We start from the raw sequence: 17,299 nt of genomic DNA, 5'->3' as shown, positions 1-17,299 counted from the left end.
TTCTCCGTTACGGTTAGGACACGGGTCTGTTCGCAGCTTATATGAAAAGATCGCAACCAGCGCTTTTTGCACCGAGTGACACTCTGTCATCCACCATTTTCAGAATCGTGACAGATCTGCGAATCCAAGCCTGAGCAACACCGCAGCAGCCGCTCTGCAATGGGGCTTTCGCGAAGGTGGCCCGAGCCTTGCTCAGGGGCAAGTTGTACAAAAACAACAAGATCGGAGAAGCCCCATGAACATCGCTTTTGAAACACCTCTGCACACGCCAACTGCTCAACTCGCGGCTTGGGTCGAAAACCTCGGCGAGCGTCTCGCCCAACGTGATGTGGACGGCGTACTGGAACTGTTTGCCGAAGAGTGTCACTGGCGTGACCTGCTACTTTTCAGCTGGAACCTGGTGACCCTCGAAGGCAAGCCTGCCATCCGAGACATGCTCGAAGCACGCCTCGACCAGACTCGTCCTGAGCGATGGAAACTGGAAGGTGAAGCGACGCTGAATGACGGTGTGCTCGAAGGTTGGATCAGCCTGGAAACCGAAGCGGCGCGAGGTAAAGGCTACGTTCGCCTAAAAGACGGTGTGTGCTGGACGCTGTTGACAGCCATGCGCGAGCTCAAAGGCTTTGAAGAACCCAGTGGCCGCCGTCGTCCAATGGGTGCAAGTCATGGTCACACCCACGCCGACAAACGCAACTGGTTAGAGCGTCGCCAAGATGAAGAAGCTTCGCTAGGCATTACCACCCAACCTTACTGCCTGATCGTTGGTGGCGGCCAAGGTGGGCTGGGGCTCGCTGCGCGGCTCAAGCGAATGGGCGTGCCAACTCTGATCGTCGACAAAGCCGAGCGTCCTGGAGATCAGTGGCGCGGTCGCTACAAGTCGCTGTGCCTGCACGACCCTGTCTGGTACGACCATATGCCTTACCTGCCCTTCCCCGATCACTGGCCAGTCTTCACCCCAAAAGACCAGATTGGAGACTGGCTGGAAATGTACACCAAAGTCATGGAGCTCAATTATTGGCCGCGTACCGAATGCGTGAGTGCCAACTTTGACGAGCAAAGTGGCACCTGGAAGGTTGAAGTGCAGCGCGATGGCGAGCGTTTGACTTTACAGCCTACACAGTTGATCCTCGCCACTGGCATGTCTGGCGTCCCCAACGTTCCTGTTTACCCGGGTGCTGAGATTTTCAATGGCCAGCAGCACCATTCCAGCCGCCACCCCGGCGGGGACGCCTGGCGCGGCAAGCGCGCGGTTGTCATCGGTGCCAACAACTCTGCTCACGATATCTGCGCCAACTTGGTGGAGAACGGTGTCGAGGTGACCATGGTGCAGCGCTCCAGCACCCACATCGTACGCTCCGACAGCTTGATGGAGCTGGTCTTCGGCGGGCTCTACTCTGAAGACGCCCTGGAGACAGGCTTGACCACCGACAAGGCTGACATGCTATTCGCCTCTATCCCCTACAAAGTGATGCCAAGCTTCCATCAACCCATCTTTGAGGCGATCAAGGAGCGTGACAAGGACTTCTACGAGGGTTTGACCAAGGCCGGCTTCATGCTCGATTTCGGTGATGACGAATCTGGCCTTTTCATGAAGTACGTCCGCCGTGGTTCTGGTTACTACATAGACGTCGGCGCCTGCGAACTCATCGCTAACGGCACGATCAAGCTCAAAAGCGCGCCAGGCCTGGGTGTCGAACGCATCGAAGCAGATGCCGTCGTCCTCAACGATGGCAGCCGCCTACCTGCAGATCTGATCGTCTACGCCACGGGCTATGGCTCAATGAATGGGTGGGCGGCGAAGCTGATTTCCCAGGAAGTCGCTGACAAGGTCGGCCGTTGCTGGGGACTGGGGTCTGGAACCACGAATGATCCTGGTCCGTATGAGGGCGAATTGCGCAACATGTGGAAGCCCACACAGCAGGAAAACCTCTGGTTCCACGGTGGCAACCTACACCAGTCACGGCATTATTCGCTGTATCTGGCGTTGCAGTTAAAGGCGCGCTTCGAAGGCTTCGACACATCCATCTACGGCCTTGCAAAGAGTCATCACACTGGCTGAGTCAGAAGGCGCCCAACCGAGGTTGGGCGCTCAATCGGCACGGAAACGCTGGCTGAGCGATCCTTGAAAATGCTCCAGCAGAAAATCCAAGAACACTCGTGTTTTGGCCGGCAAAGCTTTTCGGGACGAGAAGTACACCGAAACGACACCTAGATCCACATACCAATCCGGTAACAAACGAACCAGATCACCGCGTTGCAACCAAGGCCACGCGCGCTCCATCGGTACCAGCCCGACACCCAACCCCATCAATGCACAGCTACACAATGCTTCTGGATCGTTCATTATGGCCGTCGGTTTCAGGTTGACATCAAACCGCCCTTCTCCAGCATCCCGAAGTGTCCAGTTGAGCAAACGCCCTGTGCTGGTCGAACGCATTACGATGCCATCCACCCCCTGCAAATCGCCAGGAACAACGGGCATTGTCCGCCCCTCCAACCACTGCGGAGCTGCAACAGCGACAAGATGAAGTTTGGCCAACTCTCTCGCTACGATTCCCGGAGATAATTCAATACCGCCACCAATGGCCACATCAAAACCTTCACCAATCAAATCGACGCGACGGATTTCCAAGTGCCAGTCCGGAACTACCTCGGGGTAACGCTGTTTGAAACTTTTGAGTAGTGGCAGGACATAATCGTAAGCGAAAGACGGAGACAAATTGACCCGTAATCGCCCTGCCGGGACTTCTCGGGCATCACCTATTTGCGCGATAGCACCTTGGATGGTTTCGACGCTGCCCGAGACTTGCTGGTAGAACAATTCTCCTGCCTCAGTGAGGGTCAGGCTTCTTGTGCTGCGCTGGAAGAGTCGGGTGCCTAAATTGGCTTCGAGCCGTGCCACATTCTTACTCACGGCAGCAGCGGAAATCCCCATACGCCTGGCTGCTTCGGAAAAGCTGCTGGCCTCCGCGGCGCGAACGAACGATTCCAGATTGCCGAGGGTTTCCATGGTCATCTCCAACTTTTGGTTGAAGGTGATTCTACCGATTGGAGACTAATTTATCCCTGATGCTTTGGTCATGATTGTGCCTACCGGATCATTACGATTGGAAAGCAAAGACTCATGACAAAAATTCTAGTTACTGGCGCGACAGGCAGATTGGGCAATGCAGTCTTGCGTTCACTGGTACAAAAAATCCCGGCATCAAATGTTGTGGCAATGGCACGTGATACTGAAAAGGCTGAGCCTCTGGCTGCCTTAGGCATAGAAGTGCGCTACGGGGATTACACCGACTACGATTCGTTGGTGGCGGCATTCGAAGGAGTTGAAAAAATCTACCTGGTATCAGCCGTTGCGTTCAGTGATCGTGTTGCCCACCATACAAACGTGATCGTTGCTGCCGGCCGGGCGGGTGTTCGCCATGTGGTTTACACCAGTATTCAACGGATCAACGATGAGCTGGCACCTATTGAAGGGGTGACGGAGAGCGATATTGCTACCGAGCGACTTCTTGAAAAGTCGGGCCTCACGTACACGATTATTCAACATCCGTTATACGCCGACGACTTGCCCTTCTTCATCGGTGCCAATGCGGCAAATGAAGGCTTCAGTGTCCCAGCAGGCCAAGGTCGAATTGGGCCAGTCACCTACGCAGAGCTTGCAGAAGCAGGTGCTGCCTTGCTCACCCAGACTGGGTACGAGAACCGCACCTGCTTGCTAAATGCAGGACAGACGTGGTCATTCCAAGATGTCGCAGACGGGTTTTCTCGATTGACGGGCATGCCCATTGAGTACCAGCCAATTTCCGCTGAAGCATTCATTGCAGCTCGGGAAAGTGAAGGCTGGCCAACTGCGGTCGCGAAATTCATCAGCGGCTGGGGTAACGCCATCGATAATGGCGCTTTTGACCAGAGCAGTCGTACGCTTGAAAAACTGTTGGGCCGTAAGCCAAAACATTTGGAAGGGATGCTAAAGGAAGTCTTCAAACTTTAAGTAAAGCCACTTCCCCAAGCCCAATCTCTTGTAGCAACCGCTGGAGAAACGCCAAGCCGTTTAACCCCACTTTCTGCACCTAATCATTTTCTGTACGCCGGCAAGACTCCGGCAAAGCAGGCTGTGATCAGGTTCGGAAAGCCTGGAGGCATACAATCCCCAAACCGCTGGCGCTCCTGCGACACCACATATTGGCAATGACCTGGACCTTGAAGGACTCGAAATAGGGACGGCATTCTTGTGGAATGGGCGTCCGCTTAAAAAGGCTAAAAAGAGTGAGAGATGTACGGGTCCGGCAATGCGTCATCTATCTGGAAACGGCTATCAGCAAAGCGCGGATTTCAATGTACTCATTGATGTACTTAAAATTCGTGGCTGCAGGTAGATTTCGGTAGAATTCGCCGGAACGAAAAAAGAGGCCGAAGCCTCTATTTTCTAGATTTGCAGAGCTCAATGGAGCTCTGCAAAACAACATCTGGAGCGGGAAACGAGACTCGAACTCGCGACCCCGACCTTGGCAAGGTCGTGCTCTACCAACTGAGCTATTCCCGCGTCTTGGTGTGGCGCATTCTATAGAATCCAGAAGCCCCGTCAACCCTTTGATTCAAAAAAGTTTTATTTCTTTTCCACGTCGGTCTTCAGATGCGGCCAGGCAGCCCGCAGGTATTGGACCATGGACCACAATGTCAGGCCGGCAGATACCAGCAGCAAGGCATAACCGATCAAGACCCAGAAGGTAAAGTCCGATGGATTGGCCAGCAGGATCACCAGCGCCAGCATTTGCGCGGCGGTTTTCCATTTGCCCAGGTTCGACACGGCAACGTGAGCCCGTGCACCGAGTTCGGCCATCCACTCGCGAAGCGCCGAGACGACAATTTCGCGGCCGATGATGACGGCCGCCGGCAGCGTGAGCCACAGGTTGCCGTGTTCTTGCACCAGCAACACCAGCGCAACAGCCACCATCAGCTTGTCAGCCACGGGGTCAAGGAACGCCCCGAATGGTGTGCTTTGCTCCAGACGACGGGCCAGATAACCGTCCAGCCAGTCTGTGGCGGCGGCAAATGCGAAGACCGAAGCGGAGGCCATGTAGCTCCATTGGTACGGCAGGTAGAACAGTAAAATGAAGATCGGGATGAGCAGGACGCGTAGAACGGTAATCAGATTAGGGATATTCATCGGCACAACTGGCTACGAGGTGAGGTGGCATTCTACTCGCTGTGCAGATTTGCATAAATCAACTCTGCGAGCTTTTTACTGATCCCGGGTGCTTTGGCGATCTCTTCGATGCTGGCACGAGACAGCTCCTGCAATCCACCAAAATGTTTTAACAAATCGCGGCGGCGTGTCGGTCCGACGCCTGCAACGCCCTCAAGTGTCGAGGTGCGCCGGGTTTTACCACGGCGGGCCCGGTGCCCGGTAATGGCGAAACGGTGGGCTTCATCGCGTATCTGTTGAATCAGATGCAGCGCGGGGGAATCACCGCGCAAGGTAAATTCGTGAGCTGCGTCGTTGAGGTACAGGGTTTCAAAACCGGCCTTGCGCGTCGCCCCCTTGGCCACGCCCAGCAGAATCAGGTCAGGCACCGCCAGCTCATTGAGCACGTCGCGGGCCATCGACAGCTGACCCTTGCCGCCGTCCACCAGCAGAATGTCCGGCAACTTGCCCTCCCCGTCCTTCAGTTTACTGAAGCGCCGCGTCAGGGCCTGGTGCATGGCCGCATAGTCGTCGCCCGGGGTGACGCCTTCGATGTTGTAACGACGATAGTCGGACTTGATCGGGCCTTCCGGACCGAACACCACGCACGACGCCACGGTGGCTTCGCCGCTGGAGTGGCTGATGTCGTAGCACTCCAGGCGCTGTGGCGGCTCGTCCAGGTTCAAGACTTCTGCCAGGGCATCGAAACGCGCGGCGACGTGTTGACGGTTGGCCAGCCTCGCGCCCAACGCCTGCTCGGCATTGGTGACCGCCAATTGTTGCCAGCGTGCTCGCGTACCCCGTACCCGATGGCTGATGGTCAACTCGCGACCGCGCAGCTCTTCGATGGCCACAATGAGGGTCGGAAAGTCTTCGTGAACCACGTTGACGATCAGTTCGCTCGGCAGGTCGCGCTCAGGACTGGTAATGAAGTACTGGCCCAGAAAGGCAGCCATGACCTCGGAAACGTCCTCGTCGATGCCGACCTGAGGGAAGAAATTCTTGCTGCCCAACACCCGCCCACCGCGCACGCTGATCAGGTGAACACAGGCACCGCCCGGATTGACGAACGCAGCGATCACATCGATATCGCCGGTTCCGCCTTCCATGCTTTGCTGATCCTGGACTCGACGCAGCAGCGAAATCTGGTCACGCAACTCGGCGGCGCGCTCGAACTCGAGGTTGATCGCCGCCTCTTCCATGCCCGCGGACAACTCGTCGGTCAGCGCATTGCTGCGGCCTTCAAGGAACATCACTGAGTGGCGAACGTCCTCGGCATACACTTCAGGCTCTACCAGCCCGACACACGGGGCCTTGCAGCGCTTGATCTGGTATTGCAGACAAGGGCGCGTGCGGTTCTTGTAATAGCTGTCTTCGCACTGGCGAACAAAAAACGTTTTTTGCAGCAAGCTCAAGCTTTCGCGAATCGCGCCCGCGCTGGGATACGGACCGAAATACTTGCCCTTGGCCTTTTTCGCACCGCGATGAATGCTCAGACGAGGAAACTGGCCATCCGAAAGAAAGACGTAAGGGTAGGATTTGTCATCGCGCAGCAGGATGTTATACGGCGGACGCCACTCCTTGATCAGCGTCTGCTCAAGCAGCAAGGCTTCCGTTTCGTTGGCCGTGATGGTGGTTTCGACCTGGGCGATACGGGCGACCAGCGCCGCCGTCTTGGGCGCGAGACCGGATTTGCGGAAGTAGCTCGACAGGCGATTTTTCAGGTTCTTGGCTTTGCCGACATACAGAAGGCGAGCATCGCTGTCGAACATGCGGTAGACGCCGGGGCGCCCACTGACGGTCGACAGAAAAGCGCCTGGATCAAAGACTTCGGTCATTTTCAGAGGCTGGCATCGACCATGCCGTGACGCACCGCCAACAGCGTCAGCTCGACATCACTGCTGATCGAGAGCTTCTCGAAAATGCGGTAACGGTAAGTGTTGACCGTTTTGGGCGACAGGCAGAGCTTGTCGGAAATGATCTGGACTTTCTGACAGCCGACAATCATCAATGCGATCTGGATCTCGCGTTCCGACAGCGCGTCGAAGGGCGAATCGTTGGTCGGCTGAAAGGATTTGATCGCCAGTTGCTGTGCAATCTGCGGGCTGATGTAGCGTTGCCCGGCAAACACCAGGCGAATGGCCTGGACCATTTCCGGCAACCCGGCGCCCTTGGTCAGATAACCGGCGGCACCGGCCTGCAGCAGCCGCGTAGGAAACGGATCTTCCTCGCACACGGTAACCGCGACGACTTTGATGTCCGGATGACTGCGCAATAACTTGCGCGTGGCTTCAAGACCGCCGATCCCGGGCATCTTGACGTCCATCAGCACCACATCGGGTTTCAACTCACGCGCTTTAAGCAGGGATTCCTCCCCCGACTCAGCCTGGCCGACTACTTGCAGGCCATCGATGTCAGCCAGCATTCGTGTAATGCCTGTACGAACGAGATCATGGTCATCGACTACTAGCACCCTAATCAAGCAGACACCTCGCGATATGGTCTTATTGGGTTGCCGGACACCTTAGCAAAAAGCGACTGGCAGACCTAGCGGCAAGCGCTATATAAAAAGTTTCAATACATCTTGAAAGGCTTGTCGCTAGCGTGTTTCAGCGGTACAGCTCATCGAGATCACGCTGCATTCTCAGGAAACACTCGTCTTGGCCGGCTACCTTCAGTCCTTTTCTCTCGTACAGCGCTTTGGCCGGATTCGTTTCAAAAACTGTCAGGCGTAATGCTGGACGCCGTTCCTTGCACGCCATGGCCAATACCTGATCGATCGCCCAGGAACCGGCACCCTGCCCCTGAAACGCTTCCAGCACGTGCAATTCGCGGATATACAAAGCCCTGGAGTCGCGACTGAGGCTCACATAACCCAGCAAGACATCGTCCCGGACAATCAACCAGTTCTCGCGCCCGGCCCAGGCGACATCGAACGCCTCGTCCTGCCAGAGCAGGTCATTTTGAATGTAATAGCGGAGCATGTTGCGACAGGTCAGTTCGCGAGCGAAATCAAGGTCGCCGGATGTTGCCGGGCGCCAGTCAAAAGCCATTAAAACCTCCGCAGGTGCCAACGATCAGTGTCGTCATGGTTCGCCCTTGTGACATCACTCGTGAGCGACGCCCAAAGTGTGTCACAAACCTCGACCACTCAAGCGATAGAAAGGGTGATCGGTCATCGATAGCATTTTCTGATTGAAACCGCGCACCGGCCTCTAGTAAGCTCGGGGCATTCATCGGAGACAGACCATGTTCAACGCCCTCTTACAGCTTCGTACCGCCAGCGCCTCACGCTCGGTTACGGCTGCCCGGGCGACTGACGTTTGTGCTCCGGTCAGCTTTTATTTTGGGTATTGGTTTAGCCACTGGCGCGCCTGATACCCACACGGCGCCCACTTTAAACGGGTCGCCACCAGAGAATTCTCAACCCCCGGTCGGCTTCCCGACCGGGGGTTTTGTTTTTTCAGCTCCTGATTTTTTTGCGACACACCAGACAACCAGAGGATTTACGAAATGAACTACGCCACCTATTACCGTTACGACAGTTTTTCCGCCTGGCGATTTAGCAGCCTCCGCTCGGGACAGCCTGCCGCCTCCGATCGGTCACCCACAGGTGGCAAGCACACACACGCAGCCAATCCGGCCAATTGTCGAACACCCCAGTAGGGCCGAGCGCGCGGGAACGAACCCGCCGCCAGCCCAGGAAGCCTGAATATGAACTCGTCCGTCTCTGCTCTGCCGCTGTCCACCTTGAGTCCCGCCAATGAAGCGCTGACCCTGCGTCTGCCCAGCTCGTTGCAACTCAAGCAGCAACTGCCCCTCAACAACGCCCTGACCCGGCAAGTCGCCGCCCACCGCGACGCGGTCCGCGCGATCCTCAACGGTGAAGATTCCCGTCTGCTGGTCATCGTCGGCCCTTGCTCGATTCACGATCCCCAGTCCGCCCTCGAATACGCCACCCACCTCGCTCGCCTCGCCGCCGAAGTCAGCGACCAGCTGTTGCTGGTAATGCGCGCCTACGTCGAAAAGCCCCGCACCACGGTCGGCTGGAAAGGCCTGGCCTACGACCCGCAGCTTGACGGCAGCGATGACATGGCCGGCGGCTTGACCCTGTCCCGTGAACTGATGCGCGAAATGCTGCGCCTCGGCTTGCCAATTGCCACCGAACTGTTGCAACCGATGGCGGCCGGCTACTTCGACGATCTGCTGAGCTGGGTCGCCATCGGTGCCCGCACCACTGAGTCGCAAATCCACCGGGAAATGGCCAGCGGCCTGAGCATGCCCGTCGGATTCAAGAACGGCACCGATGGCGGCGTGGCCGTTGCCAGCGATGCCATGCGTTCGGCCGCCCACCCGCATCGTCATTTCGGTGTCGACAGCCAGGGGCATCCTGCGATCATTCAAACCCCGGGCAATCCCGACACCCATCTGGTGTTGCGCGGCGGTCATCGCGGGCCGAACTACGATCGCGACAGCGTCGCCCAAGTGAACAGCGACTTGACCCGACTCAAGATCCCCGCACGGATCATGGTCGACTGCAGCCACGCCAACAGCGGCAAAGACCCGGCTCGTCAGCCCGCCGTATTCAACGATGTGCTTGAGCAACGCCTGCAAGGCGATCGATCGCTGATCGGCATGATGATCGAGAGCCATTTGTTCGAAGGCTGCCAGCCCTTGAGCCCATCGCTGCGCTACGGCGTATCGGTGACTGATGGCTGCCTCGGCTGGACCGGAACGGAACACCTGTTGCGACAGGCCGTCGACCGGCTGCGGGAACAGAACGGCGTTCAGCGACCGGCGTAACCACCGCCGACCTCCCAGCCCTCGGTTCGAGGGCTGGGCGTCTGAAAAGCGAATCGGTTGACAGGTAAACGGCGTTGACACAGTAGGCCGTTGCATTGATGCGCTCGGCGAGCGACAAAAAGATGTCCAAATATTCCGAACGGGACCTCAGGCTCTTTCGAACTTTCCTACGTTTTCTATACCTTTTTCATCAACTTACAGCGGATTCCTCATACATCGCCGAGCCGCTGGTGTGCTTTAGAGTGAGCCCATATTCACCTCTCTGAACCATCGCGAAAAAGGAATGAACATGCTACGGAATGCAACTACTCAGTATCCAATCCTGTTGATCCACGGCCTCTTCGGCTTTGATCGCATTGGCAAAGTCGAACTCTTCCATGACGTCAAGCAGGCCCTCAGAAGTGCCGGTGCAAGAGTGTTCATCCCCCACCTCTCGGCTACCCAAAGCAACGAAGTGCGCGGTGACCAACTGTTGGCACAGATCGAACGGGTGCTGGAAGGAACCGGCGCCCACCAGGTCAACCTGATCGGTCACAGTCAGGGTGCCCTCGCAGCACGTTACGCCGCCGCCATCGCGCCGGAGGTCGTCGCGTCGGTGACTTCGGTCAGCGGCCCGAACCACGGCTCGGAACTGGCCGATTTCCTGCGCAAGGCCCTCACACCGGGACGCCTGCCGGAACACGTCGCGGCCACGGTTGCCACGCTGTTTGCTGACTTTCTGTCGTTGCTCAGCGGTCATCAGCATTTGCCGCAGAATGCCATCGCTGCGCTCAACGCCTTGACCACCGAAGGTGTGGGCGCGTTCAACGACAAATACCCGCAAGGACTGCCGAAAACCTGGGGCGGCAAGGGGCGCGAACTGGTGAACGGCGTGCGTTATTACTCCTGGAGCGGCACATTGCAGGGTGACCTTCTCGATAAAGGGCTGGGGGCGGTCAGTCCGCTGCACGGTTTCCTCCAGGCCTTCTCTCGCTACTTCACCACCGAGGCAGAGCAAAATGACGGCATGGTGGGCCGCTACAGCTCCCATTTAGGCAAAGTCATCCGTTCCGACTATCCGCTGGATCATCTGGACAGCCTCTGTCAAACCGCCGGCCCGCTGCGCAAGGGCATCGATCCAATTGCCTTGTATGTGCAGCATGCCGAGCGCCTGAGAAATGCCGGCCTATAATCTGTCCGGAACTTTGTCGAGAAATAGGCCACTGAATCCGGTAGGCTCCGCACTTTACTGAACATTGAAAGGAGAATTTTCCATGGCTAAAGCCACTGCCCGTCACATCCTGGTTAGCTCGGAAGACAAGTGCAACGAACTCAAGGCCCAGATCGAAGGCGGCGCTGATTTCGCCGAAGTTGCCAAAGCCAACTCCACTTGCCCATCCAGCCGCCAGGGCGGCGACCTCGGCTCGTTCGGTCCAGGACAGATGGTCAAGGAGTTCGACACCGTCGTCTTCAGCGCACCTATCAACGTGGTGCAAGGCCCGGTCAAGACCCAGTTCGGTTACCACCTGCTGGAAGTGACCAGCCGTCAGGACTGATCAGCACTCTGATATTCTGCACAGCGGCCCGCCTTTTGGCGGGCCGTTGTGTTTCGGATACGTAATACGGCTGGCGAGGGACGCGCCGCTAGCGTACAAATTGCGGTTATCGACCACCCGGCTCTAAGGCTGACAATGCGACTGGCTTTCCCCACTTTGTTGTTCACTGCCATGGCCCTGCTGTTGAGTGCCGTCGGTGTGAATGCTGCACCGCAACATGCGTTGACCGTGTACGGCGAACCGGCGAAGTACCCCGCCGGCTTCAGTCATTTCGCCTACGCCAACCCGCAAGCCCCCAAGGGCGGCACGATGCGTCGCTCGGCCATCGAGATCGGGCATTTCGACCATATATTGCCGTACATCGACAAAGGCATTGGCGTCACGCAGATCGACGGCTTGCTCTACTCGCCCCTGGCCCAGCGTTCGCTGGACGAACCCTATACCGTGTACGGTCTGGTGGCACAGAAAATGGAGCGCTCCGACGACGGTATGTCGCTGCGCTTCTATTTGAATCCGAAGGCGCGTTTCGCCGACGGCACACCGATCACCGCCCAGGACGTGCGCTACACCTTCGACCTGCTGATGACCCAGGGCAGCCTGCGCTATCGCACCCAGTTCGCCGACGTCAAAGGCGTCGAAGTCGAAGCGCCGCTAACGGTCCGGTTCGACTTCAAAAGCAACGAAAACCGTACCCTGCCCCTCGACATCGCCACGTTGCCGGTATTTCCCGAACACTGGTGGAAGACCCGTGACTTCGCCAATGGCGGTGGTTATGAGGCGCCATTGGGCAGCGGCCCTTATAAGGTGGGCAAGGTCGACTCCGGCCGCAGCATCACCTTCGAGCGCAATGCCACCTGGTGGGGCAAGGATTTGCCGGTCAGCCGCGGCCTCTACAACTTCGATCATTTCAGCATCGAGTACTTCGGCGATACCGACGTCGCCCGCCAGGTCCTGCGTGGCGGCGCCTATGACTACAACCGCGAATTCTCCGCGACCGGTTACTCCATCGGCTACGAAAGCCCGGCCCTGAGCGACGGTCGCCTGCAAAAAGCGCATCTGGCCACAGAAGCTCCGCAATCGGCCCAGGGTTTTGTCTTCAACCTGCAAAAACCGATATTCCAGGACCGACGAGTGCGCCAGGCCCTGGCCATGCTCTGGGATTTCGAGTGGAGCAATCGGCAGATGATGCGCGACCTGTACATCCGCCAGCAAAGCTTCTTTTCCAACACCGACCTCGCCGCCCGCAAACTGCCGGACGCCGGAGAGCTGGCCATTCTCGAACCGCTGCGTGGGCAGATTCCCGACGAAGTCTTCACCCAGGTCTTCGAAGCGCCGAAAACCGATGGCAGCGGTCTGATTCGCGACAAACAATTGCAAGCGCTGGACTTGCTCGAGCAGGCCGGCTGGAAACCCGACGGCGACCAACTGGTCAACGCCGATGGCACGCCACTGAGTTTCACTTTTCTGGTCAGCCAAAACGGCATGGACCGATTGCTCCTGCCATACAAGCGCACCTTGAAACAGATCGGCATCGACCTGAACATCCGCCGCATCGACGCGTCCCAGTATGTGAATCGCCTGATGAGCCGCGATTACGACATGATCGTCACCGGCTACCCGGTCACCACTTCACCGGGTGGCGAGCTGTTCAACTACTTCGGCTCGGTCTCGGCCAACGACCCCGGCGCCAACAACTACATGGTGCTGAAGAACCCGGCGGTCGACACCCTGATCAACGGCCTGGTCCGCGCCAACACCCAGCCCGAAATGCTGCGTTACGCCCACGCACTGGACCGGGTGCTGCAATGGAACTACTACTGGATTCCCAACTATTACCCGCCGGGCACTTCAACGGTGTGGTGGAACCGGTTCGGCATGCCCAACGAGCAGGCCAGTAATGACGAAGCCATCGAAAGCTGGTGGGAAGTGAGCACCACGCCGCTGACCAACCAGCAGATGACGGCGGAAAAAATCCGCCGTGGCACACCCGGAGGGCCGCATTGATGTGGGCTTACATACTGCGGCGTCTGCTGCTGATCATCCCGACGCTGGTGATCATTCTTCTGGTCAACTTCGTCATCGTCCAGGCTGCACCGGGCGGTCCGGTGGAGCAGGCCATCGCGCATTTGCAAGGCATCGGTGGCGCCAGTGTCGGCGGCGGCTCCGGGGAGACCATGTCCGGCACCTCCCGGGCCAGTCGCGGTCTCGACCCGCAATTGATCAAGGACATCGAAAAGCAGTACGGCTTCGACAAGCCCGCACACGAACGCCTGTGGCTGATGCTCACCAGCTACGCGCGCCTGGACTTTGGCAAGAGCTTCTTCCGCGGCGCCACCGTCACCGACCTGATCCTGGAAAAAATGCCGGTGACCATTTCCCTCGGGCTATGGGCGACGCTGATCACGTACCTGGTGTCGATCCCGCTGGGCATCCGCAAGGCCGTGCATCATGGCAGCCATTTCGACATCTGGAGCAGCACGGCAATCATCATCGGTTACGCGATGCCGGCGTTCCTGTTCGCGATGTTCCTGATCGTGGTCTTCGCCGGTGGCACCTCGCTGAACTGGTTCCCTGTGCGCGGACTGGTGTCGGACAACTTCGAATCGCTGTCGACCGTGGGCAAGATCGCGGACTATTTCTGGCACTTGGTGCTGCCGGTGACGGCGTTGGTGATCGGCGGTTTCGCCACGCTGACGATCCTCACCAAGAACTCGTTCCTCAATGAAATCACGCGCCAGTACGTGGTCACCGCACGGGCCAAAGGTTTGAGCGAACGACGCGTGCTGTACGGCCATGTGTTCCGCAATGCGATGTTGCTGGTGGTGTCGGGGATTCCCCAGGCGTTCATCAGTGTGTTCTTCGCCGGGTCGCTGCTGATCGAAGTGATTTTCTCCCTCGATGGTCTGGGGCGCATGAGCTATGAGGCTGCCGTGTCGCGGGACTATCCGGTGGTGTTCGGCTCGCTGTTTATCTTCACGCTGTTCGGGCTTTTGATAAAACTGATCGGCGACCTCTGCTACACCCTGGTCGACCCGCGTATCGACTTTGCCGCGAGGAACGCCTGATGTTCAAGCTCTCGCCGTTAGGCCGTCGCCGCTTTGAACGCTTCAAGAAAAACCGTCGGGGCTGGTGGTCGCTGTGGCTGTTCATTGGCCTGTTTCTGCTGACCTTGGGCGGTGAGTTGATCGCCAACGACAAACCGCTGGTGGTCAGTTATCAGGGCCAGTGGTACTTCCCGGTATTCAAGCGCCACACCGAGCAGGAGTTCGGCGGGCAACTGCCGTTCCAGGCTGACTATCGCAGCGACTACGTGCAAAAGCTAATTCACAAGGACGGCGGCTGGATGCTGTTCCCGCCGATCCCGTTCAGCGATGACACGCCCAACTATGAACTCAATACACCGGCGCCGAGCCCGCCCTCCAGCGTCAACTGGCTGGGCACCGACGACCAGTCGCGGGACGTCATGGCCCGGGTGATTTTCGGCGCACGGGTGTCGATCCTGTTTGCGTTGATGCTGACCTTCGTCAGTGCCTTGATCGGCATCGCCGCCGGCGCTTTGCAGGGCTATTACGGCGGCTGGGTCGACCTGCTGGGTCAACGCTTGCTGGAGGTCTGGTCCGGTTTGCCGGTGCTGTACTTGCTGATCATTCTGTCGGGGTTCGTCGAACCTAATTTCTGGTGGCTGCTGGGGATCATGGCGCTGTTTTCCTGGCTGGCGCTGGTCGACGTGGTGCGCGCCGAGTTCCTGCGCGGGCGCAATCTGGAATACGTCAAAGCCGCCCGGGCGCTGGGCCTCACGGATCGAAAAGTGATTGTCCGGCATATCCTGCCCAACGCCATGAACGCGACCTTGAGCTACCTGCCGTTCATTCTCACCGGCGCCATCTCCACCCTCACGGCCCTGGATTTTCTCGGTTTCGGCATGCCGGCCGGCAGCGCATCGCTGGGCGAGCTGATCGGGCAAGGCAAGCAGAACCTGCAAGCGCCGTGGCTGGGGCTGACGGCGTTTTTCACCCTGGCGCTGATTCTTTCCTTATTGGTGTTTATCGGCGAGGCGTTGCGCGATGCCTTTGATCCCCGATCCTGACGCGGACTGTAGATATGAGTACCAACCTGATCGAAATCCGTGACCTCAGCGTGGCCTTCAATGGCCAGACGGTGGTGCGCAATCTGTGCCTGGACATCCATCCCGGCGAATGCCTGGCATTGGTCGGCGAATCGGGCTCCGGCAAATCGGTGACCGCCCACTCGATCCTGCAACTGCTGCCCGAGACCGGCACCCGGACCACGGGCAGCATTCGCTATCGCGGCAAGGAGTTGCTCGGTGCCCCGCCCCAGGTGTTGCGTGAGCTACGCGGCAACCGGATCGCGATGATCTTCCAGGAACCGATGACCTCGCTCAACCCGTTGCACAGCATCGAAAAGCAGATCGGCGAAACCCTGCTGGTGCACAAGGGCCTGACGGGCAACGCGGCGCAAGCGCGGATTCTGGAGTTGCTGCAACTGGTCGGCATCCAGAAACCCAAAGAGCGGCTCAAGGCCTATCCCCATCAGCTGTCCGGTGGCCAGCGGCAACGGGTAATGATCGCCATGGCCCTGGCGTGCGAGCCGCAGTTGCTGATCGCCGACGAACCCACCACGGCGCTGGACGTGACAGTGCAGCGCAAGATTCTGATTCTGCTCAAGTCCCTGCAACAGCGTCTCGGCATGTCGCTGCTGTTGATCAGCCACGACCTCAATCTGGTGCGCAGCATCGCTCAGCGTGTGTGCGTGATGAAGGCCGGGGAAATCGTCGAAGAGGCCACCTGCGAAACGATCTTCACCGAACCGAAACATCCCTACAGTTGCGTGCTGCTGAACGCCGAACCGGAAGGCGAAGCCCTGCCCCGGGACGAGCGCGAGAACGTTCTGGAAGTGGACAACCTGCGCGTGCAGTTTGCCCTCGGTGGCGGCTTGTTCCAGCGCAAGACGTATTTAAACGCGGTGGACGGCATCAGCCTCAACATTCAGCGCGGCAAGACCCTGGGTATCGTGGGCGAGTCCGGTTCGGGCAAATCAACCCTGGGCCAGGCGATTCTGCGTTTGCTCGATTCCGAAGGCAGCATTCGCTTTCAGGGCGAGGCACTGGACGGTCTGACGCAAAAGCAGTTGCGGCCATGGCGCAAGAAGATGCAGGTGGTGTTCCAGGACCCCTTCGGCAGCCTCAGTCCACGCATGTCCGTGGCACAGATCATCAGCGAAGGGCTTGAAGTGCATAGCCAATTGACCGCTGATGAATGCAAAGCCGAAGTGATTCGTGCACTGGAAGAAGTCGGCCTCGACCCGCAAAGCCGTGATCGCTATCCCCACGAGTTCTCCGGTGGCCAGCGTCAGCGCATCGCCATTGCCCGGGCGCTGGTGCTGAAACCGGCGCTGATTCTGCTCGATGAACCGACCTCGGCACTGGATCGCACCGTGCAGAAACAAGTGGTCGCCCTGCTCCGCCAACTTCAGGAAAAACACGGCCTGACCTACCTGTTCATCAGTCATGATCTGGCGGTGGTACGTGCCCTCGCCCACGACATGATCGTGATCAAGGACGGCAAAGTGGTAGAAAGCGGTGCCAGCCACGACGTATTCGATTCGCCGCAGCATCCGTACACCAAAGAGCTGTTGGCGGCGGCGCATACGCGGTAGGCATAATCGCGTCCACATCGATGAACCGCGTCGCGGCCTTCGCGGGCAAGCCTCGCTCCCACAGGTTTTGTGGTTATCGCTGAATTTGTGGCTCGAC

General features: G+C 58.3%; 14 protein-coding genes and 1 tRNA gene. 9 read left to right on the top strand and 6 right to left on the bottom strand.

The genetic code is table 11. The annotated features are described in order from the left end of the window. The first annotated feature begins 235 nt into the window (after positions 1-235). Positions 236-2,059, top strand: coding sequence for an NAD(P)/FAD-dependent oxidoreductase (locus tag AB4N91_RS10620; protein ID WP_460112405.1), 1,824 nt, complete (start codon positions 236-238; stop codon positions 2,057-2,059). A 30-nt stretch (positions 2,060-2,089) separates the two neighbouring features. Here the strand turns inward: AB4N91_RS10620 and AB4N91_RS10615 are convergent, their stop codons facing one another. Beyond that, positions 2,090-3,010 (bottom strand): LysR family transcriptional regulator, encoded by a 921-nt coding sequence (locus AB4N91_RS10615; protein ID WP_169857653.1) that lies wholly within the window; start codon positions 3,008-3,010, stop codon positions 2,090-2,092. A gap of 114 nt (positions 3,011-3,124) precedes the next feature. Here AB4N91_RS10615 and AB4N91_RS10610 point away from each other — a divergent pair, with 114 nt between their 5' ends. Next, positions 3,125-3,994: an NmrA family NAD(P)-binding protein gene (locus AB4N91_RS10610; protein WP_010460826.1), complete on the top strand. Its 870-nt coding sequence runs from the start codon at positions 3,125-3,127 to the stop codon at positions 3,992-3,994. A 476-nt stretch (positions 3,995-4,470) separates the two neighbouring features. Here AB4N91_RS10610 and AB4N91_RS10605 read toward each other — a convergent pair. The 5 genes from AB4N91_RS10605 to AB4N91_RS10585 all read right to left on the bottom strand — a co-directional run bounded on the left by AB4N91_RS10605 (position 4,471) and on the right by AB4N91_RS10585 (position 8,241). Beyond that, a tRNA-Gly gene (locus AB4N91_RS10605) sits at positions 4,471-4,546 on the bottom strand. Positions 4,547-4,609: 63 nt separating this feature from the next. Continuing rightward, positions 4,610-5,170: a CDP-diacylglycerol--glycerol-3-phosphate 3-phosphatidyltransferase gene (pgsA, locus tag AB4N91_RS10600; RefSeq protein WP_010460829.1), complete on the bottom strand. Its 561-nt coding sequence runs from the start codon at positions 5,168-5,170 to the stop codon at positions 4,610-4,612. 32 nt (positions 5,171-5,202) lie between these two features. After that, positions 5,203-7,026, bottom strand: coding sequence for an excinuclease ABC subunit UvrC (gene uvrC / locus AB4N91_RS10595; RefSeq protein WP_077747709.1), 1,824 nt, complete (start codon positions 7,024-7,026; stop codon positions 5,203-5,205). Between the two features lie 2 nt (positions 7,027-7,028). Further along, positions 7,029-7,670 carry a response regulator transcription factor GacA gene (gene gacA, locus AB4N91_RS10590; RefSeq protein ID WP_008015884.1) on the bottom strand — a complete coding sequence of 214 codons (642 nt, stop codon included), beginning with the start codon at positions 7,668-7,670 and terminating at the stop codon, positions 7,029-7,031. Between the two features lie 127 nt (positions 7,671-7,797). Beyond that, positions 7,798-8,241: a GNAT family N-acetyltransferase gene (locus AB4N91_RS10585; protein WP_010460839.1), complete on the bottom strand. Its 444-nt coding sequence runs from the start codon at positions 8,239-8,241 to the stop codon at positions 7,798-7,800. Between the two features lie 661 nt (positions 8,242-8,902). On the opposite strand from AB4N91_RS10585, the gene AB4N91_RS10580 reads away from it, so the two are divergent. From AB4N91_RS10580 to AB4N91_RS10550, 7 genes are all read left to right on the top strand, one after another. Further along, positions 8,903-9,991, top strand: a complete 1,089-nt coding sequence (locus tag AB4N91_RS10580; protein ID WP_460112403.1) for a 3-deoxy-7-phosphoheptulonate synthase — start codon at positions 8,903-8,905, stop codon at positions 9,989-9,991. Positions 9,992-10,280: 289 nt separating this feature from the next. Further along, entirely contained in the window at positions 10,281-11,162 is an 882-nt protein-coding gene (locus AB4N91_RS10575; protein ID WP_010460843.1) for an esterase/lipase family protein, read from the top strand. An 82-nt stretch (positions 11,163-11,244) separates the two neighbouring features. Next, positions 11,245-11,526 carry a peptidylprolyl isomerase gene (locus tag AB4N91_RS10570; RefSeq protein WP_007912303.1) on the top strand — a complete coding sequence of 94 codons (282 nt, stop codon included), beginning with the start codon at positions 11,245-11,247 and terminating at the stop codon, positions 11,524-11,526. Positions 11,527-11,661: 135 nt separating this feature from the next. Further along, positions 11,662-13,530, top strand: coding sequence for an extracellular solute-binding protein (locus tag AB4N91_RS10565; protein ID WP_010460848.1), 1,869 nt, complete (start codon positions 11,662-11,664; stop codon positions 13,528-13,530). Further along, complete coding sequence (locus tag AB4N91_RS10560; protein ID WP_010460849.1) at positions 13,530-14,591, top strand: microcin C ABC transporter permease YejB; 1,062 nt, start codon at positions 13,530-13,532, stop codon at positions 14,589-14,591. Before AB4N91_RS10565 ends, AB4N91_RS10560 begins: the two co-directional genes overlap by 1 nt. Further along, positions 14,591-15,613 (top strand): ABC transporter permease, encoded by a 1,023-nt coding sequence (locus AB4N91_RS10555; protein ID WP_010460851.1) that lies wholly within the window; start codon positions 14,591-14,593, stop codon positions 15,611-15,613. Before AB4N91_RS10560 ends, AB4N91_RS10555 begins: the two co-directional genes overlap by 1 nt. A gap of 14 nt (positions 15,614-15,627) precedes the next feature. Then, entirely contained in the window at positions 15,628-17,202 is a 1,575-nt protein-coding gene (locus AB4N91_RS10550) for an ABC transporter ATP-binding protein (RefSeq protein ID WP_083376592.1), read from the top strand. The last annotated feature ends 97 nt before the right edge of the window (positions 17,203-17,299 follow it).

The sequence above is a fragment of the Pseudomonas sp. H3_D04 genome, from assembly GCF_054669175.1.
This window is presented reverse-complemented; position numbering and strand designations above follow the sequence as displayed.

What these genes read in the sequence shown, in the direction of transcription:
- AB4N91_RS10620 (WP_460112405.1), top strand. Translation starts at nt 236, where the DNA reads ATGAACATCGCTTTTGAAACACCTCTGCACACGCCAACTGCTCAACTC.
- AB4N91_RS10615 (WP_169857653.1), bottom strand. Translation starts at nt 3,010, where the DNA reads ATGGAAACCCTCGGCAATCTGGAATCGTTCGTTCGCGCCGCGGAGGCC.
- AB4N91_RS10610 (WP_010460826.1), top strand. Translation starts at nt 3,125, where the DNA reads ATGACAAAAATTCTAGTTACTGGCGCGACAGGCAGATTGGGCAATGCA.
- pgsA (WP_010460829.1), bottom strand. Translation starts at nt 5,170, where the DNA reads ATGAATATCCCTAATCTGATTACCGTTCTACGCGTCCTGCTCATCCCG.
- uvrC (WP_077747709.1), bottom strand. Translation starts at nt 7,026, where the DNA reads ATGACCGAAGTCTTTGATCCAGGCGCTTTTCTGTCGACCGTCAGTGGG.
- AB4N91_RS10585 (WP_010460839.1), bottom strand. Translation starts at nt 8,241, where the DNA reads ATGGCTTTTGACTGGCGCCCGGCAACATCCGGCGACCTTGATTTCGCT.
- AB4N91_RS10580 (WP_460112403.1), top strand. Translation starts at nt 8,903, where the DNA reads ATGAACTCGTCCGTCTCTGCTCTGCCGCTGTCCACCTTGAGTCCCGCC.
- AB4N91_RS10575 (WP_010460843.1), top strand. Translation starts at nt 10,281, where the DNA reads ATGCTACGGAATGCAACTACTCAGTATCCAATCCTGTTGATCCACGGC.
- AB4N91_RS10570 (WP_007912303.1), top strand. Translation starts at nt 11,245, where the DNA reads ATGGCTAAAGCCACTGCCCGTCACATCCTGGTTAGCTCGGAAGACAAG.
- AB4N91_RS10565 (WP_010460848.1), top strand. Translation starts at nt 11,662, where the DNA reads ATGCGACTGGCTTTCCCCACTTTGTTGTTCACTGCCATGGCCCTGCTG.
- AB4N91_RS10560 (WP_010460849.1), top strand. Translation starts at nt 13,530, where the DNA reads ATGTGGGCTTACATACTGCGGCGTCTGCTGCTGATCATCCCGACGCTG.
- AB4N91_RS10555 (WP_010460851.1), top strand. Translation starts at nt 14,591, where the DNA reads ATGTTCAAGCTCTCGCCGTTAGGCCGTCGCCGCTTTGAACGCTTCAAG.
- AB4N91_RS10550 (WP_083376592.1), top strand. Translation starts at nt 15,628, where the DNA reads ATGAGTACCAACCTGATCGAAATCCGTGACCTCAGCGTGGCCTTCAAT.